Here is a 23,081-nt window from a genome sequence, read left to right as displayed (position 1 = left end):
ATACTTACGAAAAATCGCCCCATAACTGCTGGGCCACCGACAGTGCCACCACCGGCGCCGTTTCGGTGCGCAGCACGCGCGGGCCGAGGCGGGCTGCGTGGAAGCCGGCAGCGTTGGCCTGTTCCACTTCCGCTTCGCTCAGGCCACCTTCCGGGCCGATCAGGAAGGCCAGCCTGCTGGGTGTGGCGTGGCTGGTCAGTGGCTCGGCGACCGGGTGCAGGACCAGCTTGAGGTCGGCTTCGCTGTGCTTGATCCATTCGGCCAGGGTCACGGGCGGGTGGATGACCGGCAAGGTCGAACGGCCGCACTGTTCGCAGGCGCTGATGGCCACCTGGCGCCAGTGGGCCAGGCGCTTGTCGGCGCGTTCGTCTTTGAGGCGCACTTCACAGCGCTCGCTGACGATCGGGGTGATTTCGTTGGCGCCCAGTTCGGTGGCCTTCTGGATCGCCCAGTCCATGCGCTCGCCACGGGACAGGCCCTGGCCGAGATGGATGTGCAATGGCGAGTCGGCCTGGCCGGGGAGGGCCTGGTCGAGGCTGACGCGCACGGTTTTCTTGCCGACTTCGAGCAGTTGGCCGAGGTATTCCTGGCCGCTGCCGTCGAACAGTTGCACGGCGTCGCCGGGGGCCATGCGCAGCACGCGGCCGATGTAGTGGGCCTGGGCTTCGGGCAAGTCATGCTCGCCGAGGCTCAGGGGGGCGTCGATGAAGAAGCGGGACAGTCTCATGGTTCAGCTCGGAATATGTGAGGGGCATCGAACCTTGTAGGAGCGGCCTTGTGTCGCGAAAGGGCTGCGAAGCGGCCCCAGGTTTCAGCTTCGCAGCGGAAATTGCCGGGGCCGCGATGCGGCCCTTTCGCGACACAAGGCCGCTCCTACAAGGATGACGTAAGGGTTGAGGCCTAGCCCGGGTCGCGGAAGTCGGGGTGGAAGTTGGCCGGCACGGCGATGCTGACGCTGTCGCGGGTGGCGATGTCGATACCTTCGCTGGCCACTTCGGCGAGGAAGTCGATCTGCTCCGGGGTGATCACATACGGCGGCAGGAAGTACACCACGCTGCCCAGCGGGCGCAGCAGGGCGCCGCGGGTCAGGGCGTGCTCGAACACCTTCAGGCCGCGACGTTCCTGCCACGGATAGGCGGCCTTGGTGGCCTTGTCCTGGACCATCTCGATGGCCAGGGCCATGCCGGTCTGGCGGATCTCGGCGACGTGGGCGTGGTCGGCCAGGTGCGCGGTAGCCTGGGCCATGCGCGCGGCCAGGGCCTTGTTGGCCTCGATCACGTTGTCCTGTTCGAAGATGTCCAGGGTCGCCAGGGCGGCGGCGCAGGCCAGCGGGTTGCCGGTGTAGCTGTGCGAGTGGAGGAACGCGCGCAGGGTCGGGTAGTCGTCGTAGAACGCCTGGTAGACCTTGTCGGTGGTAAGGCACGCGGCCAGCGGCAGGTAGCCGCCGGTCAGGGCCTTGGACAGGCACAGGAAGTCCGGGCGGATGCCGGCCTGCTCGCAGGCGAACATCGTGCCGGTGCGGCCGAAGCCCACGGCGATCTCGTCGTGGATCAGGTGCACGTCGTAGCGGTCGCAGGCTTCGCGCAGCAGCTTGAGGTACACCGGGTGGTACATGCGCATGCCGCCGGCGCCCTGGATCAGCGGCTCGATGATCACCGCCGAGAGCGTCTCGTGGTGCTCGGCCAGGGTCTGTTCCATGGCGGCGAACATGTTTCGCGAATGTTCTTCCCAGCCCATGCCTTCAGGGCGCAGGTAGCAGTCCGGGCTCGGCACCTTGATCGTGTCGAGCAGCAGCGCCTTGTAGGTTTCGGTGAACAGCGGCACGTCGCCCACCGACATCGCGGCGATGGTCTCGCCGTGGTAGCTGTTGGTCAGGGTGACGAAGCGCTTCTTCTGGGGTCTGCCGACGTTCTGCCAGTAGTGGAAGCTCATCTTCAGCGCCACTTCGATGCACGACGAGCCGTTGTCGGCATAGAACACCCGGTCGAGCCCGGCCGGGGTCATGGCTACCAGGCGCTCGGACAGCTCGATCACCGGCTGGTGGCTGAAGCCGGCGAGGATCACGTGCTCCAGCTGGTCGACCTGGTCCTTGATGCGCTGGTTGATGCGCGGGTTGGCATGGCCGAACACGTTGACCCACCAGCTGCTCACCGCGTCCAGGTAGCGCTTGCCCTCGAAGTCCTCGAGCCATACGCCTTCGCCACGCTTGATCGGGATCAGCGGCAGCTGCTCGTGGTCTTTCATCTGGGTGCAGGGGTGCCACAGGACCTTGAGGTCGCGTTGCATCCACTGATCGTTGAGGCCCATGGGCACTTCTCCTGGCATTGCGGCTTGGTTCGAACGCGTAAGCCTAAGCAATGCCGGGAGGCAGGACAACCGCTGCCGGTCAATGCCGGCAGGTGCGGGTCCATTGCAGGCTGCGAATGTGCACGGTGCCGGCCTGGGAGGTGGAGATGGTCAGGCGGCGGAACGGGCCGGGAATCTCTTGCTGATAGGGGTGGGTCGAGACCGGGCCTGGCATGAAATCGGTGTAGCCGCTGCCAGATAGCGTCAGCCAGTAGAAGTTGCGCGGCACGGGGGCAAACAGGTCGTAATCGCAGTCATGGGTATCGACCAGCATCTGCACCTCGTCGTAGTGCTGATCGCTCACCACATAGTACTCAAGGCAAAGGTGCTCGACCTCTTCCCTGAAGGTGATTTCGACGTCGCTGTGCTCGCCGATCACCAATTCGGTCCCGTCGTTGCCCTTGAAGGCTTCGTAGAGCCCCGTCGTGCAGGGCGTGCTGTTGGCACGAATACTCAGGCCCGAAGGTGTTTTCAACGGGTGGTTGTGCCTCAGAAACTGTCTTTCTACCTGGGCGAAGTGCTCCTCATAGGTCATGTGCCGCTCCTTTTTCCGTTTTTTCAGTGAGCGGTGAGAGCATCGCCGACTGGTCGCCGACCCCGCTACTGACAAAAATGCCAGTTGCCAAAAGCACTTGATGTCGCTGTGCTGGCAGGGTCCCAAGAGCTGACGTATTCTTAACGCATCTCCCCGGGGCATTCCCGCCTCTTCTCATTCCTGCTATTTCAACTCGGAGTTCGCCGACATGGCTGCTGCTTGGGTGCGCCTGTGCGCGTTGGTATTGATCGGTGTGTCCAGCGGCGCCGCGCTGGCTAAGGACAAGACGCCGACGGCGATCGTGGTGGGTGGTGGCCTGGCGGGCCTGACCGCGGCCTATGAATTGCAGGGCAAGGGCTGGCAGGTCACCCTGCTGGAGGCCAAGCCAGGCATGGGCGGGCGTTCGGGCCTGGCCACCAGCGAGTGGATCGGCAACGGCAAGGCCCAGCCGGTGCTCAACCAGTACCTGCAGCGCTTCAAGCTCGATACCCTGCCGGCGCCTGAGTTCGTGCGCACGCCTGGTTACCTGATCGACGGCGAGTACTTCAATGCCGCCGACCTGGCGACCAAGCAGCCGGCCACCGCCGAAGCCCTCAAGCGCTACGAGAAGACCCTCGACGACCTGGCCCGCTCGATCGACGACCCGCTCAATCCGCAGGCGACCAGTACCCTGTTCGCCCTCGACCAGATCAACGTGTCCACCTGGCTCGACAAGCTGCAACTGCCGGCCACCGCGCGCCAGCTGGTCAACCAGCAGATCCGTACCCGCTACGATGAGCCATCGCGCCTGTCGCTGCTCTACTTCGCCCAGCAGAACCGCGTCTACCGCGGCGTCAGCGACCGCGACCTGCGCGCCGCGCGCCTGCCCGGCGGCAGCCCGGTGCTGGCCCAGGCCTTCGTCAAGCAGTTGAAGACCATCAAGACCAGTTCGCCGGTCACCTCCATCGTCCAGGACAAGGACGGCGTCACGGTCAAGGTCGGCAGCGTCGGCTACCAGGCCGACTACCTGGTCATGGCCGTGCCGCTGCGAGCGCTGGCCAAGATCCAGATCACCCCGGGCCTGGACGCCCAGCACATGGCCGCGCTGAAGAGCACCAACTATGGCTGGCGCGACCAGTTGATGCTCAAGTTCAAGCAGCCGGTCTGGGAAAGCCGTGCGCGCATGTCGGGTGAAATCTTCAGCAACGCCGGCCTTGGCATGCTGTGGATCGAGCCGGCGCTCAAGGGCGGAGCCAACGTGGTGATCAACCTGTCCGGTGACAACGCGCGCCTGCTGCAGGCCTTTGGCGACAAGCAGATGGTCGACCAGGTGCTGATCCGCCTGCACGCGTTCTATCCACAGGCCCGGGGCGCGTTCACCGGCTATGAGGTCAAGCGCTACAGCGTCGATGCCGGTACCGGCGGCGCCTACCTGGCCTACGGCCCGGGGCAGATCAGCAAGTACTGGCGCCTGTGGGAGCGCCCGGTGCAACGCATCGCCTTTGCCGGCGAGCACACCGACGCGCTTTACCCGGGCACCCTCGAAGGTGCCCTGCGCAGCGGCCAGCGCGCTGCCGGGCAGGTGCAGGACCTGCTCGCCGGCAAGTCGTTCGACCCGGCCAAGGCGGCCGCCGTCGCGGCAGCGGCAACGGCAGGCGCCGCAGTGGCGAAGAAGGACAGCGGCGGGTTCTTCTCGCGGCTGTTCGGTGGGGGTGACAAGGCTGAGGTGAAGGCTGCGCCGGTTGCCAAGGCCGAGGCGATGCCGGCACCGGCACCCGCACCTGCGCCTGAAGCGGCACCTGCTCCGGTGGTTCCGGCGGCGGTCGCCAAGGAAGAACCGGCCAAGCCTGCCGCGACCAAGGCGGCACCGGCCAAGCATGCACCGGCGCACAAGCCAGCGGCCAAGCAAGCGCACAAGGCGGTTGAGCCGAAGAAGGCCACGGTCAAGTCTGCGCCTGCCAAGAAGCCTGTCACTGATAGCCAGGCCAAGGCAGGCTGAGTCCTGCACTGGCCTCTTCGCGGGTAAACCCGCTCCCACAGGTAGCGTGCATCCCTCGGGGTTTGCGCTGTACCTGTGGGAGCGGCTTCAGCCGCGAAAGGGCCGGCACTGGCAACCCTGTACTCTCCGGCTATCGTTAATGTTTCCTTAATAGCGAACTTGCACACTGATTATCGGATTTTTCGATCATCAAAAGCAGCTTTTTACGCTTTTATTCGATACGTTAACCGATAGTCTGTGCACAGCTTTCACGGGGAACCACGTCATCATGCAACTGCGCAATTCACCTTCTCGCTATGGCGTGGTCAGCATCGTCCTGCACTGGGCCGTTGCATTGGCTGTTTTCGGTCTGTTCGGCCTGGGCCTGTGGATGGTCGGTCTCGACTACTACGATCCCTGGCGCAAGGCCGGCCCTGATCTGCACAAGAGCATCGGCCTGACGCTACTGGCAGTGATGCTGCTGCGTGTGGTCTGGCGCTTCATCAGCCCGCCACCACCAGCACCGGCCAACCATGGGGCATTCACCCGCCTGGCGGCCAAGCTCGGTCATCTGGCACTGTACCTGGGGCTGTTCGCAGTGATGGTTGCCGGTTACCTGATATCCACCGCCGACGGCGTCGGCATTCCGGTGTTCGGCCTGTTCGAAGTGCCGGCGCTGATCAGCGACCTGCCCGACCAGGCAGACCTGGCCGGCGTCATCCACCTGTGGCTGGCCTGGGGCCTGGTGATCTTCGCCGTGCTGCACGCCCTGGCTGCCCTGAAACATCATTTCATCGACCGTGACGCGACCCTGACCCGCATGCTGGGCCGCAAAGCTTGACTCTCAACCTCAATTGCATAGGAAGGAACGAAGGATGTTGAAAAAGACTTTTGCCGCTCTGGCGCTCGGTACCGCCCTGTTCTCCGCCGGCCAGGCCATGGCCGCTGAGTACAAGATCGACAAGGAAGGCCAGCACGCCTTCGTCGACTGGAAGATCAGCCACCTGGGCTACAGCTTCATCCACGGCACCTTCAAGGACTTCAGCGGCGACTTCACCTGGGACAGCGCCAAGCCTGAGGCCAGCAAGATCAACGTCGACCTGAAGACCGCCAGCCTGTGGTCGAACCACGCCGAGCGTGACAAGCACATCGCCAGCAAGGACTTCCTGGACGTCAGCAAATACCCGGAGGCCAAGTTCGTCTCCACCGCCGTCAAATCGACTGGCGACAAGACAGCTGACGTGACCGGCGACCTGACCCTGCACGGCGTGACCAAGCCGGTGACCTTCAAGGCCACCTTCAACGGTGAGGGCAAGGACCCATGGGGCGGCGAGCGCGCTGGCTTCAATGCCACCACCACGCTGAACCTGAACGACTTCGGCATCAAGGGCCCAGGCCCGACTTCGCAGACCCTTGACCTGGACATCAGCGTCGAAGGTGTGAAGCAGAAGTAAGCATTGCCCAGGCAATGAAAAACGCCGCCCATCGGGCGGCGTTTTCATTGGCGCTGTTCGCGGCTCAGCCCTTGCGGGTAAGCAGTGCAGGGCGCTCGCCACGTGGGCGGCTTGGCAGGTCGTCCAGCTGCTCGGGCGTCGGGAAACGGTCGAGCTTGGATTCCTTGCGGATGATCACCGGCTGGTGCTGCTCGCGGCTGCTGCGTACCGCCGGCTCTTGGCGAGCGGCATCGTCACGGCCGGCCGGACGGCTACGGCCACCGCCGTTGTTGTCGCGACGGGCACCGCCACCATTGTTGTTGCGCGGGCGCTTGTCGCCGCTGGCGCTGCGCTGCTGGCCGCCGGCATTGCGACCCTGGCCCTGGCCACCGCCGTTGTTGCTGCGCTGACCCTGCCCCTGGCCTTGACCCTGCCCCTGACCGGCGCCACCTGGGCGGCGATTGCGGCCCTGGCCCTTGCCCTGGTAAGGGCTGACGTAGTCGGCGCGGTTACCGAAGTTGTCCACGTCGTCATCCAGGAACTCTTCCGGGTCGCGATCGGCAGGTGCCTTCGGCGCGCCATTGTTGCTGGCTTGTTGCTGCTGCTGGCGCGGCTTCTTGTCACGCGGCTTGCGGGCTTGCTGCTGTTGCTTGTCGGCGGACTTTTCCTTGTCGGCAGGCTTGTCGGCGGCCTGCTGCTTGGCCTTGCCTTTATCCTTGCCCTTGTCCTTGCGGCCGCCGTTGGCGTCTTTGCCACCTTCGCCACGGGCCTGCTGGTTACGACCACCACGGCCGTTGCCCTGCGGGCGCTCGCGCACTTCAGGCTTTTCGGCTTCCACCTGGCTGGCGTCGAAGCCCATCAGGTCGCCATCGGGGATCTTCTGCCTGGTGACCCGCTCGATGCTCTTGAGCAGTTTCTCTTCATCCGGCGCGACCATGGAGATGGCCTCGCCCGAGCGCCCGGCGCGGCCGGTACGGCCGATGCGGTGAACGTAGTCTTCCTCGACGTTCGGCAGCTCGAAGTTGACCACGTGGGGCAGCTGGTCGATGTCCAGGCCACGGGCGGCGATGTCGGTGGCGACCAGCACGCGCACGCTGTTGGCCTTGAAGTCGGCCAGGGCCTTGGTGCGGGCGTTCTGGCTCTTGTTGCCATGGATCGCGGCGGCGCTCAGGCCGTGCTTTTCCAGGTACTCGGCGAGGCGGTTGGCGCCGTGCTTGGTGCGGGTGAACACCAGCACCTGCTCCCAGGCCCCGAGGGTGATCAGGTGCGCCAGCAGCGCGCGCTTGTGGCTGGCCGGCAGGCGGTAGACGCGCTGCTCGATACGCTCGACGGTGGTGTTCGGCGGAGTGACCTCGATGCGCTCCGGGTTGTGCAGGAGCTTGTCGGCGAGGTCGGTGATGTCCTTGGAGAAGGTCGCCGAGAACAGCAGGTTCTGGCGCTTGGCCGGCAGGCGGGCGAGGACCTTCTTGACGTCATGGATGAAGCCCATGTCGAGCATGCGGTCGGCTTCGTCGAGCACCAGGATTTCCACGTGGGCCAGGTCGACCTTGCCTTGGCCGGCCAGGTCGAGCAGGCGGCCCGGGCAGGCGACCAGCACGTCGACGCCCTTGGCGATGGCCTGGATCTGCGGGTTCATGCCGACGCCGCCGAAGATGCAGGCGCTGACCAGCGGCAGGTCGCGGGCGTATACCTTGAAGCTGTCGTGTACCTGGGCAGCCAGTTCGCGGGTCGGCGTCAGCACCAGCACGCGCGGCTGGCGCGGGCCGTGGCGCTGGGACTTGTCCGGATGGCCGGCCGGGAACAGGCGCTCGAGGATCGGCAGGGCGAAGCCGCCGGTTTTACCCGTACCTGTCTGCGCGGCGACCATCAGGTCACGGCCCTGCAACACGGCGGGAATGGCCCGCTGTTGCACGGGAGTCGGCTGGGTGTAGCCCGCTGCTTCGATAGCGCGGACAAGAGCCTCGGAGAGACCGAGGGAAGCAAAGGACATGGGCAATCCTGTTCTCGTATGGGCTGGGCCCGTAGGGATGTTCTGCCTGGCGCGACGGGCATCGGAGGGATGCGATCGCGTCCGGTCCAGCTGGGCTTTCACTGCACATCCGGGAAACGCAGGGAGGACGCGAAGGGGCGTCGGTTGCCGATCGGGATGCCTGTTGCGAGGCCGAGCGTCCGGGCGTGAGCCGGGCGGGAAGGCCCGAGTATAACAGAGCTAGCGCGGCGTGCTGCTTTCCTGCTGCTCAACGGCGCCGAGAAGATCGTCGGCGTCGCCGATGTAGCGCTCGATGATCGCCAGGTAGGCGGGCTCCTGCTTGAAGCGGCGCAGTTCTTCGCCAAACGCCTGGGCCAGCAGTTCGCGGCCGGGCTTGCGGGCCAGGCCCAGGTACTGGGCCTGGCGGCTGATCACCAGGGGCAGTTCTTCGACCTGCTGTTGCAGCCCCATGCGCCGGCTGAGAAAGCGCCCGACCATGCGGTCGGTGATCATCAGGTCGATGCGCCCGCGCACCAGTTTGCCGAAATTGGCCTCGTGGTTGGGTGCGGCTTCCCGGCGGAAGCTGTTGCTCTCGTTGAATTCGGCACCATAGGCATAGCCGGGCGAGGTGCCCACGCTCAGGCCGGCGAGTTCGGCCAACCGCGCCACAGGATGGCGCCGGGTACTGGCCTGGTACAGCACGAACGCCACGTCGGACATGGGTTCAGGCGGATACACCACGTAGGCCTCCCGCGATTCGACATGGAAGATGTCCATCACGCCGTCGGCCTGGCCTTGCTCGATCATGGCCAGGCATCGCTTCCAGGGCAGGAACTGCCAGTCCAGGTCGACCCCCAGGCGCCGAAAGACCTCAGTGGTGACCTCGTAGTCGATACCTTTGGCCTGGCCGGCTTCCTGATAAATGTAGGGAGCCCAGTCGTCGCTGACCAGGCGCAAGCGTTCCCCCAGCGCCATCGGGCTCAGGCAGGCGAGCAGCAGGATGCACAGCAGGCGGGAAATAGAGGGCATGGAACGAGATTACGCGCTCGGTTTGGGCTTCGCCAGTGAAGTTGCTGCAGGCCTGTGGCGGCCTCTTCGCGGGCGAACCCGCTCCCACAGGGAGCGCACCAGCTTCAAGGCTTTTGCAGTCCCTGTGGGAGCGGGCTTGCCCGCGAAGGGGCCGCAACAGAAGGGCTCAGGCTTGAGATGAGCGCAGCAAGTGGGCCTCGACATCCTTGCGCCGCTCGCCAAGCGACAGGCGCATGCTCGGGTGGCGCAGGCACTGGCGTATCTGTTCAGGCCCGATGTGGCCCTGGCGCGCGTTCATGTTCTCCAGCGCCTTGTCCCACCAGGCCGGTGCGCAGGCACGGTCGAACTCGTTGGCGTAGGGGTAGCAGCCGTACAGCAGTTCGCGCGCGAACTGGCGCTCGGGGCGTGGCAGGGTCAGGCTCAAGGCCTTGTAGCCCAGGCGCTGCAGGGTAGGAGGGCGCGGCAGCTGGTCGTTGACCAGGCGCACGTCGGCCTGCGCCGCGACGCTTAGCGGATCGTCACCATGCTTGACCAGCCAGGCCTGGATCTTGGCGCGGAACTGGGCCTTGCGGCTCCAGTAGTGGTGGATCACGTCGGTGCACTCGGCCAGTTCCAGGTTGCGGTACGCGGCCACGGCCAGACAGAACTCTTCGAGCATGTAGGCAGTGCGGGCCAGCGGGTGGAATTCGTCCATCATGGCGATGGAGCGCTCCAGCACCTCGGCATCTTCCGCGCACAGGCCGATAACGCCAGAGTTGGTCAGAGGCATCCGCCCGTCGGCGAGGCCGCGCGATTCGAGGATCTCCAGCAGATCCACGTAAAGCGGGCATTTCTGGTTTTCGCCGTAACGCGGGCCGATGGCGTTGCACAGCAGGGTGCCGGGCCTGATCCGCTGGAACAACTGCAGCGGCGACGTGCGGAAGAAGGTGTCGGTATCGATCAATACGGCCAGCGGGTACCGTTGCAACAACTGCCGCATGAGCACGTGCTTGCTGCGAAAGTGATAGCCGTGAGGGGCGTTCCATGCCTTGCGGGTGGCTTCGTCGAGCAGATGAACGGTCACCGGCAGCTTGCCGTAGGGTTCGGCATTGTCGGTGAAGACCTGGATATCGATGGCCGGATCGGCAATGTTGCCCAGGTGCGTCAGGGCGCTGACGATGCTGAAGCAGGCTTCCTGGTGATAGGTGGCCGGGCCGAAAGCCAGGTAGACGAGCTGGGGACGCGATGGCAGGAAGTGTTGCATGGCAGGCGAGACCTGACTGGGACAGAAAGAATTAAGGCCTCAGTCTAAGACTGAAGCCTTAATCAAATCTGAATCAGATGTTGCCAAAAGATTTCAGCGCGGCAGCTTCAGGTTGTTCCACAGCGCCAGGCTCGGCTCGGCCTGGTTCAGGGTATAGAAGTGCAACCCTGGCGCGCCGCCTTGCAGCAGCTGTTCGCACATGCGCGTGATCACTTCCTCTCCGAAGGCCTGGATGCTGGCGACATCATCGCCATAGGCTTCCAGCTGCTTGCGGATCCAGCGCGGGATCTCGGCGCCGCAGGCGTCGGAGAAGCGTGCCAGCTTGCTGTAGTTGGTGATCGGCATGATGCCCGGTACCACCGGGATGTCCACGCCCAGCTTCTGCGCGCGCTCGACGAAATAGAAGTAGCTGTCGGCGTTGAAGAAGTACTGGGTGATGGCGCTGTCGGCACCGGCCTTGACCTTGTGCACGAAGTTGCCCAGATCGGCCTCGAAGTTGCGCGCCTGCGGGTGCATTTCCGGGTAGGCGGCGACTTCCAGGTGGAAGTGGTCGCCGGTCTCCTGGCGAATGAACTCGACCAGGTCGCTGGCGTAGCGCAGTTCGCCACTGGCCATGCCCATGCCCGACGGCAGGTCGCCACGCAGGGCGACGATGCGCTTGATGCCGGCGGCCTGGTACTCGGCCAGCAGGCTGCGCAGCTCTTCCTTGGTGTCGCCGACGCACGACAGGTGCGGCGCGGCAGGCACCTTCACTTCGTTTTCCAGCTGCAGCACGGTGTTCAGCGTGCGGTCGCGGGTCGAGCCCCCGGCACCGTAGGTGCAGGAGAAGAAGTCCGGGTTGTAGGTGGCCAGCTGGCGGGCCACGCCCATCAGCTTTTCATGACCGGCTTCGGTCTTGGTGGGGAAGAACTCGAAGCTGTAGCGGCGTTCTTGTGACATTACTCGTTCCTCAAGCAGCCCGCCTGAGCGGCCGGCTGCAAGTAAAAGCCAGGACGGTGTGGGCCGGCCTGGCTTGGGCGTCGTTCTGAGCCTTGCAGCCAGTGCTTAGTAGCGGTAGGCGTGCGGCTTGAACGGGCCTTCGACGGTCACGCCGATGTAGTCGGCTTGCTGCTTGGTCAGCTGGGTGACCACGCCACCGAAACCGCGGACCATTTCCAGGGCCACTTCTTCGTCGAGCTTTTTCGGCAGGACTTCAACGGTCAGGCGCTCGGCTTTCTTCTCGGCCGACAGGTCGGCGAACTTCTGCTCGAACAGGAAGATCTGTGCCAGCACCTGGTTGGCGAACGAACCGTCCATGATGCGGCTTGGGTGGCCGGTGGCGTTGCCCAGGTTGACCAGGCGGCCTTCGGCCAGGAGGATCAGGTAGTCGTCGTTCTGCGGGTCGAAATCGCCAGCGCCGGTGCGGTGGATCTTGTGCACCTGCGGCTTGACCTCTTCCCATGCCCAGTTCTTGCGCATGAAGGCGGTGTCGATCTCGTTGTCGAAGTGGCCGATGTTGCAGACCACGGCACGCTTCTTCAGGGCCTTGAGCATGTTGGCATCGCAGACGTTGACGTTACCGGTGGTGGTGACGATCAGGTCGATCTTGCCCAGCAGCGCCTTGTCGATGCTCGCTTCGGTGCCGGTGTTGATGCCGTCGATGAACGGCGAGACCAGCTCGAAACCGTCCATGCAGGCCTGCATGGCGCAGATCGGGTCGACTTCGGTGACCTTGACGATCATGCCTTCCTGGCGCAGCGACTGGGCCGAGCCCTTGCCGACGTCACCGTAGCCGATCACCAGGGCCTGCTTGCCCGACAGCAGGTGGTCGGTGCCACGCTTGATGGCGTCGTTCAGGCTGTGACGGCAGCCGTACTTGTTGTCGTTCTTGCTCTTGGTGACCGAGTCGTTGACGTTGATCGCCGGGACTTTCAGCTCGCCTTTGGCCAGCATGTCCAGCAGGCGGTGCACGCCGGTGGTGGTTTCTTCGGTCACGCCGTGAACGCGGTCCAGCACCGCTGGGTATTTCTTGTGCAGCAGTTCGGTCAGGTCGCCGCCGTCGTCGAGGATCATGTTGGCGTCCCATGGCTGGCCATCCTTGAGGATGGTCTGCTCCAGGCACCACTCGTACTCTTCTTCGGTTTCACCTTTCCAGGCGAACACCGGGATGCCGGCGGCGGCGATGGAGGCGGCGGCCTGGTCCTGGGTCGAGAAGATGTTGCAGGACGACCAGCGTACTTCGGCACCCAGGGCAACCAGGGTTTCGATCAGCACGGCAGTCTGGATGGTCATGTGGATGCAGCCCAGGATCTTCGCACCCTTGAGCGGTTGCTCGGTGAGGTACTTGCGACGCAGGCCCATCAGAGCAGGCATTTCCGATTCGGCGATGATGGTTTCGCGACGGCCCCAGGCGGCCAGGGAGATGTCCGCGACTTTGAAATCGGTAAAACCAGCAGGCGTGTTTGCAGCGCTCATGAGAGCCTCCATTCGTAGTGTGCGAATGGGCGCCGTTGTGCGTTGAGCGTCCGCTTGCACGGACAACGCCCCAACCGAGCCTGACAGGCCGAGCCTGCTGCAGCGCCCCTCGGATGGGTGGCGGGATGGCCGCCGCTGTGGGTGGCCATTGGAATCGGCAGGGATTATAGCCGTGGCCGGTGACACACCCAAGGCTTTCTGTCGATTTATCGCGACGATAGTCGATGTTCAATGGAGCGCTGGCGGCCGCTCTGCCATCATTGCTTCACGTTAGCCAAGCGGTCAGGAGCAAAGATGAACTTTCACACCCGCAAATGGGTAAAACCCGAAGACCTCAACCCCAACGGCACGCTGTTCGGCGGCAGCCTGTTGCGCTGGATCGACGAAGAAGCGGCGATCTATGCCATCGTCCAGCTGGGCAACCAGCGCGTGGTGACCAAGTACATCTCGGAGATCAACTTCGTCAGCGCCTCGCGCCAGGGCGACATCATCGAGCTGGGCATCACCGCCACCGAGTTCGGCCGCACCTCGATCACCCTCAAGTGCGAAGTGCGCAACAAGATCACCCGCAAGAGCATTCTGACCGTCGACAAGATGGTGTTCGTGAACCTCGGCGAGGATGGCCTGCCGGCGGCGCACGGGCGCACCGAGATCAAGTACGTGCAGGATCAGTTCCCGGATTCGGAAGTCGAATAAGCCGCCCTGGCCTGGTCGGCAGTGCCGGCCTCTTCGCGGGTGAACCCGCTCCCACAGGATTTCCACTTTCTCCAGGGCGGTGAAGTCCCTGTGGGAGCGGGTTCACCCGCGAAGAGGCCAGCGCGGTCAGTCAAGGCTGTGCGCTGACCTTGCGCACCACGCCGCCGATGCTCAAGCCCTGCACCAGGATCGACGACAGCACCACGATGTAGGTGATCGACAGCAGCAGGTCACGCTCGTCGCCCATCGGCAACGACAGCGCCAGGGCCACCGACACGCCGCCGCGCAGGCCACCCCAGGTAAGCACGCGGATGGTGCCCTGGGGCACCGTGCGCCAGCGGCGCAGCAGCAGGATGGCAGGCGCCACGGTCAGCAGGCGCGAGGCCAGCACTGCCACCGCCAGCACGCCACCGGCCGCCAGGTGCAGCCAGTTGAACGGCAGCAGCAACAGTTCCAGGCCGATCAGGGCGAACAGCAGGGCGTTGAGCATGTCGTCGATCAGTTCCCAGAAACCGTCCATGTAGCGGCGGGTCATGTCGTTCATCGCCAGGTTGCGGCCCAGGTTGCCGATGATCAGGCCGGCCACGACCATGGCGATCGGCGCCGACACATGCAGCTCGTAGCACATCGCCGAACCGCCGATCACCAGCGCCAGGGTCAGCATGACCTCGACCTGGTATTGCTCGACGCTCTTGATCATGCGGTAGGTGGCGTAACCGATCACCCCGCCAAACACCACCCCGCCAATGGCTTCGCGGGCGAACAGCATGGCAGTGTCGGCCACGCTCGGGGTTTCACCCAGCTGGATGATGCCCAGCAACACGGTGAACACCACTACCGCGGTGCCGTCGTTGAACAGCGACTCACCGACGATGGTGGTCTTCAGTGGTTTGGACGCGTTGGCGGTACGCAGTGCACCGAGCACGGCGATCGGGTCGGTCGGCGAGATCAGCGCGCCGAACAGCAGGCAGTAGATCAGCGGCACCTGCCAGCCGAACAGGGCGAACACCCAGTGCGACAGGTAGCCGATCACCACGGTAGCGATCAGCACGCCCAGGGTGGCCAGCAGGCCGATCGGCCAGCGGTAGCTGCGCAGGTCGCTGAGGTTGACGTGCAGCGCACCGGCGAACAACAGGAAGGCCAGCATCCAGTGCATCAGCAGGTCGTTGAAATCGATCTGGTTCATCAGCCCTTCGACGCGTTCTTCCAGGCCCGGGAAGCCGATCAGGCTCAGGCCCTGCAGCATCAGGGAGAACAGCAGCGCCGTGACCATCACGCCGATGGCGGGGGGCAGGCCGATGAAGCGGTAATTGACGTAGGTGAGAAGGGTGGTGAGGCAGATAAACGCGGCAACTAATTCAAGCATCCCGAATCCTGTGACAGTGGCTTCCAAGTCGTTTCCCGAATGGCTCGGGCAGTTCTTTGATGATCTGGCGAGGGGGTCGGGACACAGGATTTGACCAAATTCCTTGAAATCGTTCCTGATCGGAGGCGATTAACGCCATACAGCGATATTGATTAACCCTATATGATGAAGCGCTTGTAAAAATCAAAAGGACGGCAAGGCGTGCTGGCAACTTCCCTGGTATTGGTCGCCGCCCTGCTGCACGCGACCTGGAACACCCTGATCAAGTTCAGCGGCGAACGCCTGCTGGTGATAGCCAGCATGGATGTGGTGGCGCTGGTGTTCGCGCTGTGCGCGGTGGCTTTCACCGAATTCCCACCCGGCCAGATCTGGCCCTGGCTGCTGGCCTCGGCGCTGGCCGAGCAGTTGTACCGCTTCCTGCTGATCCAGGCCTACCGGGTCGGTGACCTGGGGCTGGTCTATCCTCTGATGCGTGGCTTGTCGCCGCTGGTGGTGCTGGGGCTGACACTGGCGTTCGCTGGCGAGAGTCTGAGCCAGCAGCAGATCATCGGCATCCTGCTGGTCCCGTGCGGCATGGCCTGCCTGCTGTGGCAGGGCGGCGGGGGTGACCGCCTGCCGTGGTCGATGTTGCCGGTGGTGGCGCTGATCGGCCTGTGCATCGGCTGCTACACCTGGTTCGACGGCCAGGCGGTGCGCTTGTGGGGCAAGCCCTGGGACTACCTGGTGTGGCTGACCTTGCTCAGTGCCTGGCCTTTCCCGCTGCTGGCCAGTGTGGCCAGGCGGGCGCCGTTCGTGCTGTTCTGGCGCACCCAGTGGCGGCTGGGCCTGGCGGTGGGTTTCTGCGTGCTGTTCAGCTACGCGCTGGTGCTCTGGGCCATGCACCTGGGGTCGGTGGCGGAGGCTGCGGCACTGCGGGAATTGAGCGTGATCCTGGTGGTGCTGCTGGGCATGCGCTACCTCAAAGAACCTTTTGGCGGGCCAAGACTCCTAGCTTGCGGGCTGGTCCTGGCAGGCATGCTGGTGATGAAGCTCTGAACCGACCATTGAACAAGGAGTCCTGAGCATGACCGTTGCCCTGTGGTGCATCCTCATCGCGTTGTTTCTGGCGCCGCTGTGTGCGTTGATTGCCAAGGTATCGAGCGGCCGTTTCGGCCTGAAGGACAATCACGACCCACGTGCCTTCCTCGATACGCTGTCGGGCTTGCCCCGCCGTGCGCACGCCGCCCAGCAGAATAGCTACGAGGCATTTCCGGCGTTTGCGGCGGCGGTGCTGGTGGCCGATGTCGTCGGTAATGCCGAGCAGGTGACCCAGGATGTGCTGGGGGTGCTCTATATCACCAGCCGGTTGCTGTACATCATCTGCTACCTGGCAGACTGGGCGGCGTTGCGCTCGGTGGTGTGGTTTGCCGGCTTGGCCTTGATCGTGTCGTTCTTCGTGGTTTCCATCTGACAGCTGGCGTGATCCCTGTGGGAGCGGGTTCACCCGCGAAGAAGGCAACACGGTGCCGCTCCCACAGATAAAGCGTAACGTCAGAGGACTTTAGGGACTTCAGGCAGTGGCTTGCCCTTGGGCCACAGCATCCATATCTGACCTTGCTGCTTCATGTTGCCTGCCAGTTCGCCGGCCTCCGGCCCGGTCCCCCAGAAAAGGTCCGCCCGCACTTCGCCAGCAATCGCCCCGCCGGTATCCTGAGCCCCCACCGGCCGCACCACGGGCGTGCCATCCGGGCGCGTGGTCGACAACCACAGCAAACTGCCCAGCGGAATCACCTTGCGGTCGATGGCCACGCTGTAGCCCGCCGTCAGCGGCACGTTCAGCGAGCCACGCGGCCCTTCGTTGCTGTCCGGGCGGGTGCTGAAGAACACATAGCTGGGGTTGCTGGCCAGCAGTTCCGGGACCCGCTGCGGATTGGCCACGGCCCAGGCATGGATGGCGCCCATGCTCACGTCTTCCTTTTTCAGCTGGCCTTGCTCCACCAGCCAGCGCCCGATCGGTCGGTAAGGGTGGCCGTTCTGGTCGGCGTAGCCCAGGCGCAACTGGCGCCCGTTCTCCAGCTGGATGCGGCCCGAACCCTGGATCTGCAGGAACTGCAGGTCCATCGGGTCGGTCAGCCAGGCCAAGACCGGCGCCTTGACGCCATCCCGGTTGATCACCTCGGCGCTGTCGTAGGGCTTCAGCACGCGGCCGTCCAGGCGCCCGCGCAGGCGCTTGCCCTTGAGTTCCGGGTAGACGCTGGCCAGGTCGACCACGATCATGTCATCGGGCACGCCATACACTGCCACGTGCGCCGCTTCGGTGCGTTGCAGGCTGCCGGGGTAGACCGGTTCGTAGTAGCCGGTGATCAGGCCGTTGGCATTGTTCTCGGCCGAACGCAGGCCGTAGACCTGCAGGTTCTGCTCGAGGAAGGCGCGTACCTGGGCAGCGCTCGCCGTGTCGCTGCCGGCGGCGTCGCAGGTGGCGGCCCACACTGGGTCGCGCTTGAGCTTCTCGCATCCGTTGCGCCAGGCGTAGAAGCCGGCCAGCAGGTCGTCATCGCTGACTGCAGGCAGGTCTTTGAAGGTGGCAGGGGAATAGGTGGCGATGGCATGGGGCTCGGGCTTGGCGTTCTCGCCGCCGTTGCAACCGGCCAGCAGGGCCAGGGTCGGGAGCATCCAGGCCAGGTGGCGCAGGGCTGATTTCATCGAAAGGTACCTGTGGCGGGCGAACATGAAGATTCGCCCCTGTGATTTATGTGGCTATTGGTCTTTGCCCGACGGGCGGCGATACTGGCCGCCCCTTTGCCCAGGCCGATGTGACCGTGATGTTCAAGCGATTGACCGTAGTACTGCTCGCTGCCCTTGCCCTGACCGCCTGTGACCGGGTCGACCCCAACTCGCCGCTGGGCAAGCGCAAGGCGATCTTCAAGGACATGCTCAAGACCAGCGAAGACCTGGGTGGCATGCTGCGCGGGCGCTTGCCGTTCGATGGCGGCAAGTTCGCCGACGGAGCACTGAAACTCGATGGCCTGGCCCATGCACCTTGGCAGCATTTCCCGAAGGTGCGGGACGACGGCGACAGCAGCGCGCGGCCGGAAGTATGGGAGCGGCAGGAACGCTTCCAGGACCTGGCCAGTCAGCTGGAAGGTGTGACCGGTCAACTCGCCAGCATCACCCGAACACAGCCGTTGGAGGCCACACAGCTGAAAGCGCCGATGGACAAGGTCGAGGCGGCGTGCAAGGCGTGCCATAGCGAATTCCGCAATCACTGAAGCGATGGGCCTGCTCTGATTCTGTAGGAGCGAGCGTTGCTCGCGATGGGGCGCGCAGCGGCCCCAGGTTCTCAGCTTCGCAGCAGATAGTGCCGGGGCTGCGTTGCAGCCCATCGCGAGCTGCGCTCGCTCCTACAGGTACCGCGCTGGCTGGCCATGGCGCCTTAGCGGTCCAGGTCGTCCACCGCTTGCTGCAACTCTTTGCGCGACTCGGCCAGCTTGTCCTTGCGCTTGTTGATCTTTTCCGCATCGCCTTTCTTTTCGGCTTTCTTCAGGTCCTTTTCGCGCTGGGCCACTTCATGGCGCGCATCCAGTACCTTCTGTTCACGCTCTTTGCGCAGGCCGCTGTCGGTGCAGTTGTCAACGCCGCGCAGGGCTTCCTCGAGGCCTGCGGCCTGGTCGTCGTTGCCGTGTTCGCGGGCAATCTTCAGCTGGTTCTCGATGGCGCTGCGTTTGGCGGCGCAGCCGGTCAGCCCGGCATCGGGCTCGGCGGCCTGCGCGGCGCCGGCCGCCAGGCCGAGCGTTGCCAGCAAGGTTAGGGTGGTCAGGAATTTCATCGGGGCCTCCTTGACGGGGCGGGGCAGCAAAAGTTGGGGCAAATCCTGCCTTGGTTTTCATGATTTAGAAACCCTTGTTCGATCTTTTGAAACAAGCTGGCCGGTACGCCTCAGCGGAAGCCCTCGATGCCGTGGTTTCGCAGCTGCTGCGCCAAGGCCTGCACCTGCGGTTCGGCAAAGAACGTCGCAAGCTGGCCGGCACGGGTTTCGCCTATGCCTGGCAGCGCTTTCCAGTCATCGGCCGTACGGCTCGCGAGCTGCACCCAGTCGCCTTCCAGTGCCTGATGGCGGGGCGTGGGTACGCCAAGCCCGCGCAGCCACTGCTCGAAAGGCCTTGAACGGGCCGCATCGAAACTCTGCAGCAAGTGCCTGGCTTTCGCCTCGCTGATGCCGGACAGGCCGGCCAGTTGCCCGGCCTCGAGCGTCAGCCAGTCGCCCATGCGCCTGACCTGGCCACTTTGCACCAGACGCTTCCAGGTGCCGGGCCCGGTACCCGACATGGCCAACCCCTGTTTGCCGCTGAGCCAGACCAGGCGGGCGATGAACTGCTCCTCGCAGCCTTCACTGGCCTGCCAGCAGCTGTGGGGGCCGTATCGATCAGGGGGCGGAGCTTCGACTGGGGGCCGTTCGCTGGCGCGGTGCACGACCTGGTCGAAGCGTGGAATGGTCAGCCCGGCCAGGCTGATGGCTACCTGGTCGCCGGGGCGGATATCGAGCGCTTGCCAGCGTGCCAGGGAGCCGAGGCTGACCTGGGAGATCCGCCGGTCATCCAGCGCGACCGGGTGCAATTTCAACACCGGGGTAACCCGCCCGGTACGACCGACCCGGAAGTGCACCTCGCGCACCTCGGCCATGGCCTGGGCGAACGGGTACTTCCAGGCGGCGATCCAGTACGGGGCACTGGCCTGCCAGCGCTCGGCGGGTGGCCGGCGGTCCTGGCGCAGGATCACGCCATCGGTGGCGAAGGGTAGTGGCGAACGGTACCAGTGCAGGCGCCAGTGCGCGGCTTCATCCAGGCTGTCGATGGCCACGCTGAAGCGCTGGCTGTCGGCAAAACCCAGCGTCGCCAGCCGTGCCAGGCGTTCGGCCTGGCTGCCTGGGCCTTGTGGCCAGTCCCAGGCGAACAGGCCGATCGCCGACCCCTGTTCGGCACTCAGCTGCTTGCGTGCCAGCAACCCGGCAACCGTCCCGCGGGCGTTGGCACCCCCCGCCTGCGCCTGAACATGGCTGTCCAGGCGCAGGTACAGCTCCCCTTGCAGCACCAGGTCTAGAGGCTCCGGCAGCTGCCGGGTGATCCCGCTCAAGGTCGCGATATGGCGGCTCCAGTCATGCCCCTGAAGGCCGTCGCCACGGCTCAGCAACCGGATCAGCTGGCCTTGCTGGTAGATCAGCGTGGTGGCCACGCCATCGACCTTCGGCTGCAACCAGATGCCGGACTTGCCCTGCATCCAGCGCCCCACCGCCTCGGCGTCGGGCAGCTTGTCGACACCGGTGTGCGGTATGGGGTGGGTGATCGGGCCGCGTGAGCTGGCCAGCGGGTTCGCTTCCTCGTCCAAGGCGAAACAGGCCGACAGGTGTTGCAGGCGCTGGCGGCTCTGGTCGTAGAGCGCGTCGGGCACCAGGGCCTGGCCTTGGCGGTGGTAGTGATCGTCCCACTGGCTCAGGGTGTCGCGCAGTTGCGTCACCTCCGTGGCGGCCCGCTGCGGCGACCAGGATGGGCAGCTGCCGGCCTGGGCAGCGAAGGCCTGGAGGAACAGGAGCAGAAGCAGTATCAGTGGCATGGCCCGCATCCTTGCGTGGCGAAGTGGAAGCCTCAGCCTAGGCGCGGGAGGCAGGGCCCGCGCCGTGCAATTTGTCAGGCGATATGTCGCAAAAAAGCCCCTGCCGACTGGGGCGGCAGGGGCTTTCGTTTACTGCGGCAGGAAAAGTTACAGGCCGGCAGCGTCACGCAGCGCCTGGGCGCGGTCGGTGCGCTCCCAGGTGAAGGTGGTGAAGGTGTCGTCGCCGACGGTCTTCTGCTGCGGCTCGCGACCGAAGTGGCCGTAGGCAGCGGTTTCCTGGTACATCGGGTGCAGCAGGTCGAGCATCTTGGTGATCGCGTAAGGGCGCAGGTCGAAGCACTCCCGCACGATCTGGATGATCTTGTCGTCGGAAACCTTGCCGGTGCCGAAGGTGTTGATCGAGATGGAGGTCGGCTGGGCCACGCCGATGGCGTAGGACACCTGGATCTCGCAACGCTCGGCCAGGCCGGCGGCAACGATGTTCTTGGCCACGTAGCGGCCGGCGTAGGCGGCGGAACGGTCGACCTTGGACGGGTCCTTGCCGGAGAACGCGCCACCACCGTGACGGGCCATGCCGCCGTAGGAGTCGACGATGATCTTGCGGCCGGTCAGGCCGCAGTCGCCCACCGGGCCACCGATGATGAAGTTGCCGGTCGGGTTGATGTGGAACTGGGTGCCCTTGTGCAGCAGCTCGGCCGGCAGGGTGTGCTTGACGATCAGCTCCATCACCGCTTCCTGCAGGTCTTTCTGCGAGACCTCTGGGTTGTGCTGGGTCGACAGGACCACGGCGTCGATGCCGACGACCTTGCCGTTTTCGTAACGGCAGGTGACCTGGGACTTGGCATCCGGGCGCAGCCACGGCAGCAGGCCGGACTTGCGCGCCTCGGCCTGGCGCTCGACCAGGCGGTGCGAGAAGCAGATCGGCGCTGGCATCAGCACGTCGGTTTCGTTGCTGGCGTAGCCGAACATCAGGCCCTGGTCGCCCGCGCCCTGGTCCTCCGGCTTGGAGCGGTCGACGCCCTGGGCGATGTCCACCGACTGCTTGCCGATGATGTTCATCACGGCGCAGGTGGCGCCGTCGAAGCCGACGTCGGAACTGTTGTAGCCGATGTCGATGATGACCTTGCGCACCAGGTCTTCCAGGTCGACCCAGGCGGAGGTGGTGACTTCGCCGGCGATGATGGCGACACCGGTCTTGACCAGGGTTTCACACGCCACGCGGGCGTATTTGTCCTGGGTGATGATGGCATCCAGGACCGCGTCCGAAATCTGGTCGGCGATCTTGTCCGGATGCCCTTCGGACACGGACTCGGAGGTGAAAAGGGAGTATTCGCTCATCTCGACGGGTTCCTAAAATTTACCGATGGTGTGTGTCGCCAGCCGTCCGCTGAAAATGGCGGACCTGGATCTGGAAACCGTTACGCAAGCCCACATACAGGCTGTCCCCCGGGGCCAGCCCGGCTGCCGTGGCCCAGCGGGCCAGGTCGTCCTGTTCGAAACCGAGCCAGAGGTCGCCGCAGGCTTCCCGCGCCCACCCCTGGTCATGGCTGCACAGTTCGGTGACCAGCAGGCTGCCGCCTGCCTTCACCCGCTCGGCCAGCTGGCGCAGGGCCAGGGCCGGTTCGCTGAAATGGTGCAGGACCATGTTCAGCACAACGCAGTCGGCTTCCACATCCGTTGCACCCAGTGCATCGGCCAACTGCAGATTTACATTATCCAGCTGCTCGCGTTCGCACACCTGGCGCGCCAGCTCGAGCATGGTCGGGCTGTTGTCCAGCGCGGTGACCTTGGCGAAGCGCCGGGCCAGGTCGGGGAGGAAGCCACCGTCGCCGGGGCCTACTTCCAGTGCGCTGGCAGTTGCTGCGAAATTGAGCTTGTCGAGCAGGGCCAGCAGGCTTTCGCGGTACTGCGGCAGGCCGGCGATCAGGTCTTGCTGGGCGCGGAACTTCTCTTCCACGCGCAGGAAAAAGTCCTGGCTGGTGGCGGCGCGACGCTGCTGCACCTGGGCGATACGCGCCTGCACGTCCTGCGCCAGGGGCAGTTCGTCGACCTCTTCGAGCAGCGCCGAATGCAGGCGGCCACCGAAGCGCTGGCTATCGGGCAGGGCGCGGCGGTAGAAGATCGCGTTGCCTTCGCGGCGCGTGGCCACCAGTTCGGCCTGGGCCAGCACCTTGAGGTGGTGGCTCATGCCCGACTGGCCGATGTCGAAGATCTGCGCCAGCTCCAGCACGCCGAACGAATCGCTGGCCAGGGCGCGCAGCACATTCAGGCGCAACTCGTCGCCACTGGCCTTGCACAGGGCGGCCAGTGTGTCGCTTTGCTGGAGAATCGGTTGCGCACGGAGGTTCATGGGGCGGCAGTCTAGACAGCCATGGCGGCACCCGCAAGATCAATATCAAAAAGTTTTGATATTGGCTGATGGGTGGGGCTGATGGGCGGTTTTTCCTCCGGATTGGCGGTCAATCAC

The 23,081-nt window shown here is 64.7% G+C and carries 21 protein-coding genes and 1 riboswitch; of the genes, 7 read left to right on the top strand and 14 right to left on the bottom strand.

Features of this window, described 5'->3' with window-relative positions:
* Nucleotides 1-4: 4 nt before the first annotated feature.
* The 3 genes from ACIP21_RS11555 to ACIP21_RS11545 all read right to left on the bottom strand — a co-directional run bounded on the left by ACIP21_RS11555 (nucleotide 5) and on the right by ACIP21_RS11545 (nucleotide 2,881).
* Nucleotides 5-727 carry a 16S rRNA (uracil(1498)-N(3))-methyltransferase gene (locus ACIP21_RS11555; RefSeq protein WP_400687459.1) on the bottom strand — a complete coding sequence of 241 codons (723 nt, stop codon included), beginning with the start codon at nucleotides 725-727 and terminating at the stop codon, nucleotides 5-7.
* A 173-nt stretch (nucleotides 728-900) separates the two neighbouring features.
* Nucleotides 901-2,307, bottom strand: a complete 1,407-nt coding sequence (locus ACIP21_RS11550) for an adenosylmethionine--8-amino-7-oxononanoate transaminase (protein ID WP_400687458.1) — start codon at nucleotides 2,305-2,307, stop codon at nucleotides 901-903.
* Between the two features lie 79 nt (nucleotides 2,308-2,386).
* Nucleotides 2,387-2,881: a hypothetical protein gene (locus ACIP21_RS11545; RefSeq protein ID WP_400687457.1), complete on the bottom strand. Its 495-nt coding sequence runs from the start codon at nucleotides 2,879-2,881 to the stop codon at nucleotides 2,387-2,389.
* 208 nt (nucleotides 2,882-3,089) lie between these two features.
* Here ACIP21_RS11545 and ACIP21_RS11540 point away from each other — a divergent pair, with 208 nt between their 5' ends.
* The 3 genes from ACIP21_RS11540 to ACIP21_RS11530 all read left to right on the top strand — a co-directional run bounded on the left by ACIP21_RS11540 (nucleotide 3,090) and on the right by ACIP21_RS11530 (nucleotide 6,292).
* Nucleotides 3,090-4,859, top strand: coding sequence for a flavin monoamine oxidase family protein (locus ACIP21_RS11540; protein WP_400687455.1), 1,770 nt, complete (start codon nucleotides 3,090-3,092; stop codon nucleotides 4,857-4,859).
* 268 nt (nucleotides 4,860-5,127) lie between these two features.
* Nucleotides 5,128-5,679 (top strand): cytochrome b, encoded by a 552-nt coding sequence (locus ACIP21_RS11535; protein WP_400687453.1) that lies wholly within the window; start codon nucleotides 5,128-5,130, stop codon nucleotides 5,677-5,679.
* 34 nt (nucleotides 5,680-5,713) lie between these two features.
* A complete protein-coding gene (locus ACIP21_RS11530) occupies nucleotides 5,714-6,292 on the top strand; it encodes a YceI family protein (RefSeq protein WP_400687451.1) in 579 nt (192 codons plus the stop codon).
* A gap of 64 nt (nucleotides 6,293-6,356) precedes the next feature.
* Here ACIP21_RS11530 and ACIP21_RS11525 read toward each other — a convergent pair whose 3' ends face one another.
* The 5 genes from ACIP21_RS11525 to ahcY all read right to left on the bottom strand — a co-directional run bounded on the left by ACIP21_RS11525 (nucleotide 6,357) and on the right by ahcY (nucleotide 12,966).
* Entirely contained in the window at nucleotides 6,357-8,261 is a 1,905-nt protein-coding gene (locus ACIP21_RS11525) for a DEAD/DEAH box helicase (protein WP_400687449.1), read from the bottom strand.
* 219 nt (nucleotides 8,262-8,480) lie between these two features.
* Nucleotides 8,481-9,269 carry a substrate-binding periplasmic protein gene (locus tag ACIP21_RS11520; RefSeq protein WP_400687447.1) on the bottom strand — a complete coding sequence of 263 codons (789 nt, stop codon included), beginning with the start codon at nucleotides 9,267-9,269 and terminating at the stop codon, nucleotides 8,481-8,483.
* Between the two features lie 166 nt (nucleotides 9,270-9,435).
* Nucleotides 9,436-10,512, bottom strand: a complete 1,077-nt coding sequence (locus ACIP21_RS11515; protein WP_400687445.1) for a hypothetical protein — start codon at nucleotides 10,510-10,512, stop codon at nucleotides 9,436-9,438.
* 93 nt (nucleotides 10,513-10,605) lie between these two features.
* On the bottom strand, nucleotides 10,606-11,451 hold the full coding sequence (gene metF / locus ACIP21_RS11510; protein ID WP_400687443.1) for a methylenetetrahydrofolate reductase [NAD(P)H]: 846 nt from the start codon (nucleotides 11,449-11,451) through the stop codon (nucleotides 10,606-10,608).
* Nucleotides 11,452-11,556: 105 nt separating this feature from the next.
* Entirely contained in the window at nucleotides 11,557-12,966 is a 1,410-nt protein-coding gene (ahcY, locus tag ACIP21_RS11505; protein WP_400687442.1) for an adenosylhomocysteinase, read from the bottom strand.
* Between the two features lie 20 nt (nucleotides 12,967-12,986).
* Nucleotides 12,987-13,083: riboswitch (S-adenosyl-L-homocysteine riboswitch) on the bottom strand.
* Nucleotides 13,084-13,260: 177 nt separating this feature from the next.
* On the opposite strand from ahcY, the gene ACIP21_RS11500 reads away from it, so the two are divergent.
* Complete coding sequence (locus ACIP21_RS11500; protein ID WP_400687440.1) at nucleotides 13,261-13,662, top strand: acyl-CoA thioesterase; 402 nt, start codon at nucleotides 13,261-13,263, stop codon at nucleotides 13,660-13,662.
* Between the two features lie 130 nt (nucleotides 13,663-13,792).
* Here ACIP21_RS11500 and ACIP21_RS11495 read toward each other — a convergent pair whose 3' ends face one another.
* Nucleotides 13,793-15,028 carry a cation:proton antiporter gene (locus ACIP21_RS11495; protein WP_400687438.1) on the bottom strand — a complete coding sequence of 412 codons (1,236 nt, stop codon included), beginning with the start codon at nucleotides 15,026-15,028 and terminating at the stop codon, nucleotides 13,793-13,795.
* 201 nt (nucleotides 15,029-15,229) lie between these two features.
* Between ACIP21_RS11495 and ACIP21_RS11490 the strand changes: the two genes are divergently transcribed.
* Nucleotides 15,230-16,063 (top strand): EamA family transporter, encoded by an 834-nt coding sequence (locus tag ACIP21_RS11490; RefSeq protein WP_400687436.1) that lies wholly within the window; start codon nucleotides 15,230-15,232, stop codon nucleotides 16,061-16,063.
* A gap of 28 nt (nucleotides 16,064-16,091) precedes the next feature.
* Nucleotides 16,092-16,478, top strand: coding sequence for an MAPEG family protein (locus ACIP21_RS11485; protein WP_400687435.1), 387 nt, complete (start codon nucleotides 16,092-16,094; stop codon nucleotides 16,476-16,478).
* A gap of 80 nt (nucleotides 16,479-16,558) precedes the next feature.
* On the opposite strand, the gene ACIP21_RS11480 is transcribed toward ACIP21_RS11485, so the two are convergent.
* On the bottom strand, nucleotides 16,559-17,710 hold the full coding sequence (locus ACIP21_RS11480) for a murein transglycosylase A (protein ID WP_400687434.1): 1,152 nt from the start codon (nucleotides 17,708-17,710) through the stop codon (nucleotides 16,559-16,561).
* 119 nt (nucleotides 17,711-17,829) lie between these two features.
* Here ACIP21_RS11480 and ACIP21_RS11475 point away from each other — a divergent pair, with 119 nt between their 5' ends.
* Nucleotides 17,830-18,276: a c-type cytochrome gene (locus tag ACIP21_RS11475; protein ID WP_400687432.1), complete on the top strand. Its 447-nt coding sequence runs from the start codon at nucleotides 17,830-17,832 to the stop codon at nucleotides 18,274-18,276.
* 164 nt (nucleotides 18,277-18,440) lie between these two features.
* On the opposite strand, the gene ACIP21_RS11470 is transcribed toward ACIP21_RS11475, so the two are convergent.
* From ACIP21_RS11470 to ACIP21_RS11455, 4 genes are all read right to left on the bottom strand, one after another.
* The gene (locus tag ACIP21_RS11470; RefSeq protein ID WP_400687430.1) at nucleotides 18,441-18,833 is read right to left on the bottom strand and encodes a DUF1090 domain-containing protein; all 393 of its coding nucleotides are present in this window, start codon (nucleotides 18,831-18,833) and stop codon (nucleotides 18,441-18,443) included.
* A 110-nt stretch (nucleotides 18,834-18,943) separates the two neighbouring features.
* Entirely contained in the window at nucleotides 18,944-20,614 is a 1,671-nt protein-coding gene (gene ligB, locus ACIP21_RS11465; RefSeq protein ID WP_400687428.1) for an NAD-dependent DNA ligase LigB, read from the bottom strand.
* 147 nt (nucleotides 20,615-20,761) lie between these two features.
* On the bottom strand, nucleotides 20,762-21,952 hold the full coding sequence (gene metK / locus ACIP21_RS11460; RefSeq protein WP_400656768.1) for a methionine adenosyltransferase: 1,191 nt from the start codon (nucleotides 21,950-21,952) through the stop codon (nucleotides 20,762-20,764).
* Between the two features lie 19 nt (nucleotides 21,953-21,971).
* Nucleotides 21,972-22,964 carry an ArsR/SmtB family transcription factor gene (locus ACIP21_RS11455; RefSeq protein ID WP_400687426.1) on the bottom strand — a complete coding sequence of 331 codons (993 nt, stop codon included), beginning with the start codon at nucleotides 22,962-22,964 and terminating at the stop codon, nucleotides 21,972-21,974.
* Between the last annotated feature and the right edge of the window lie 117 nt (nucleotides 22,965-23,081).

Origin of the sequence: Pseudomonas sp. NPDC089401 (assembly GCF_044749485.1) — a bacterium.
Taxonomy (GTDB): Bacteria; Pseudomonadota; Gammaproteobacteria; order Pseudomonadales; family Pseudomonadaceae; genus Aquipseudomonas.
The sequence above is the reverse complement of the archived record's forward strand: the minus strand, read 5'-3'. Positions and strand labels throughout refer to the sequence as shown.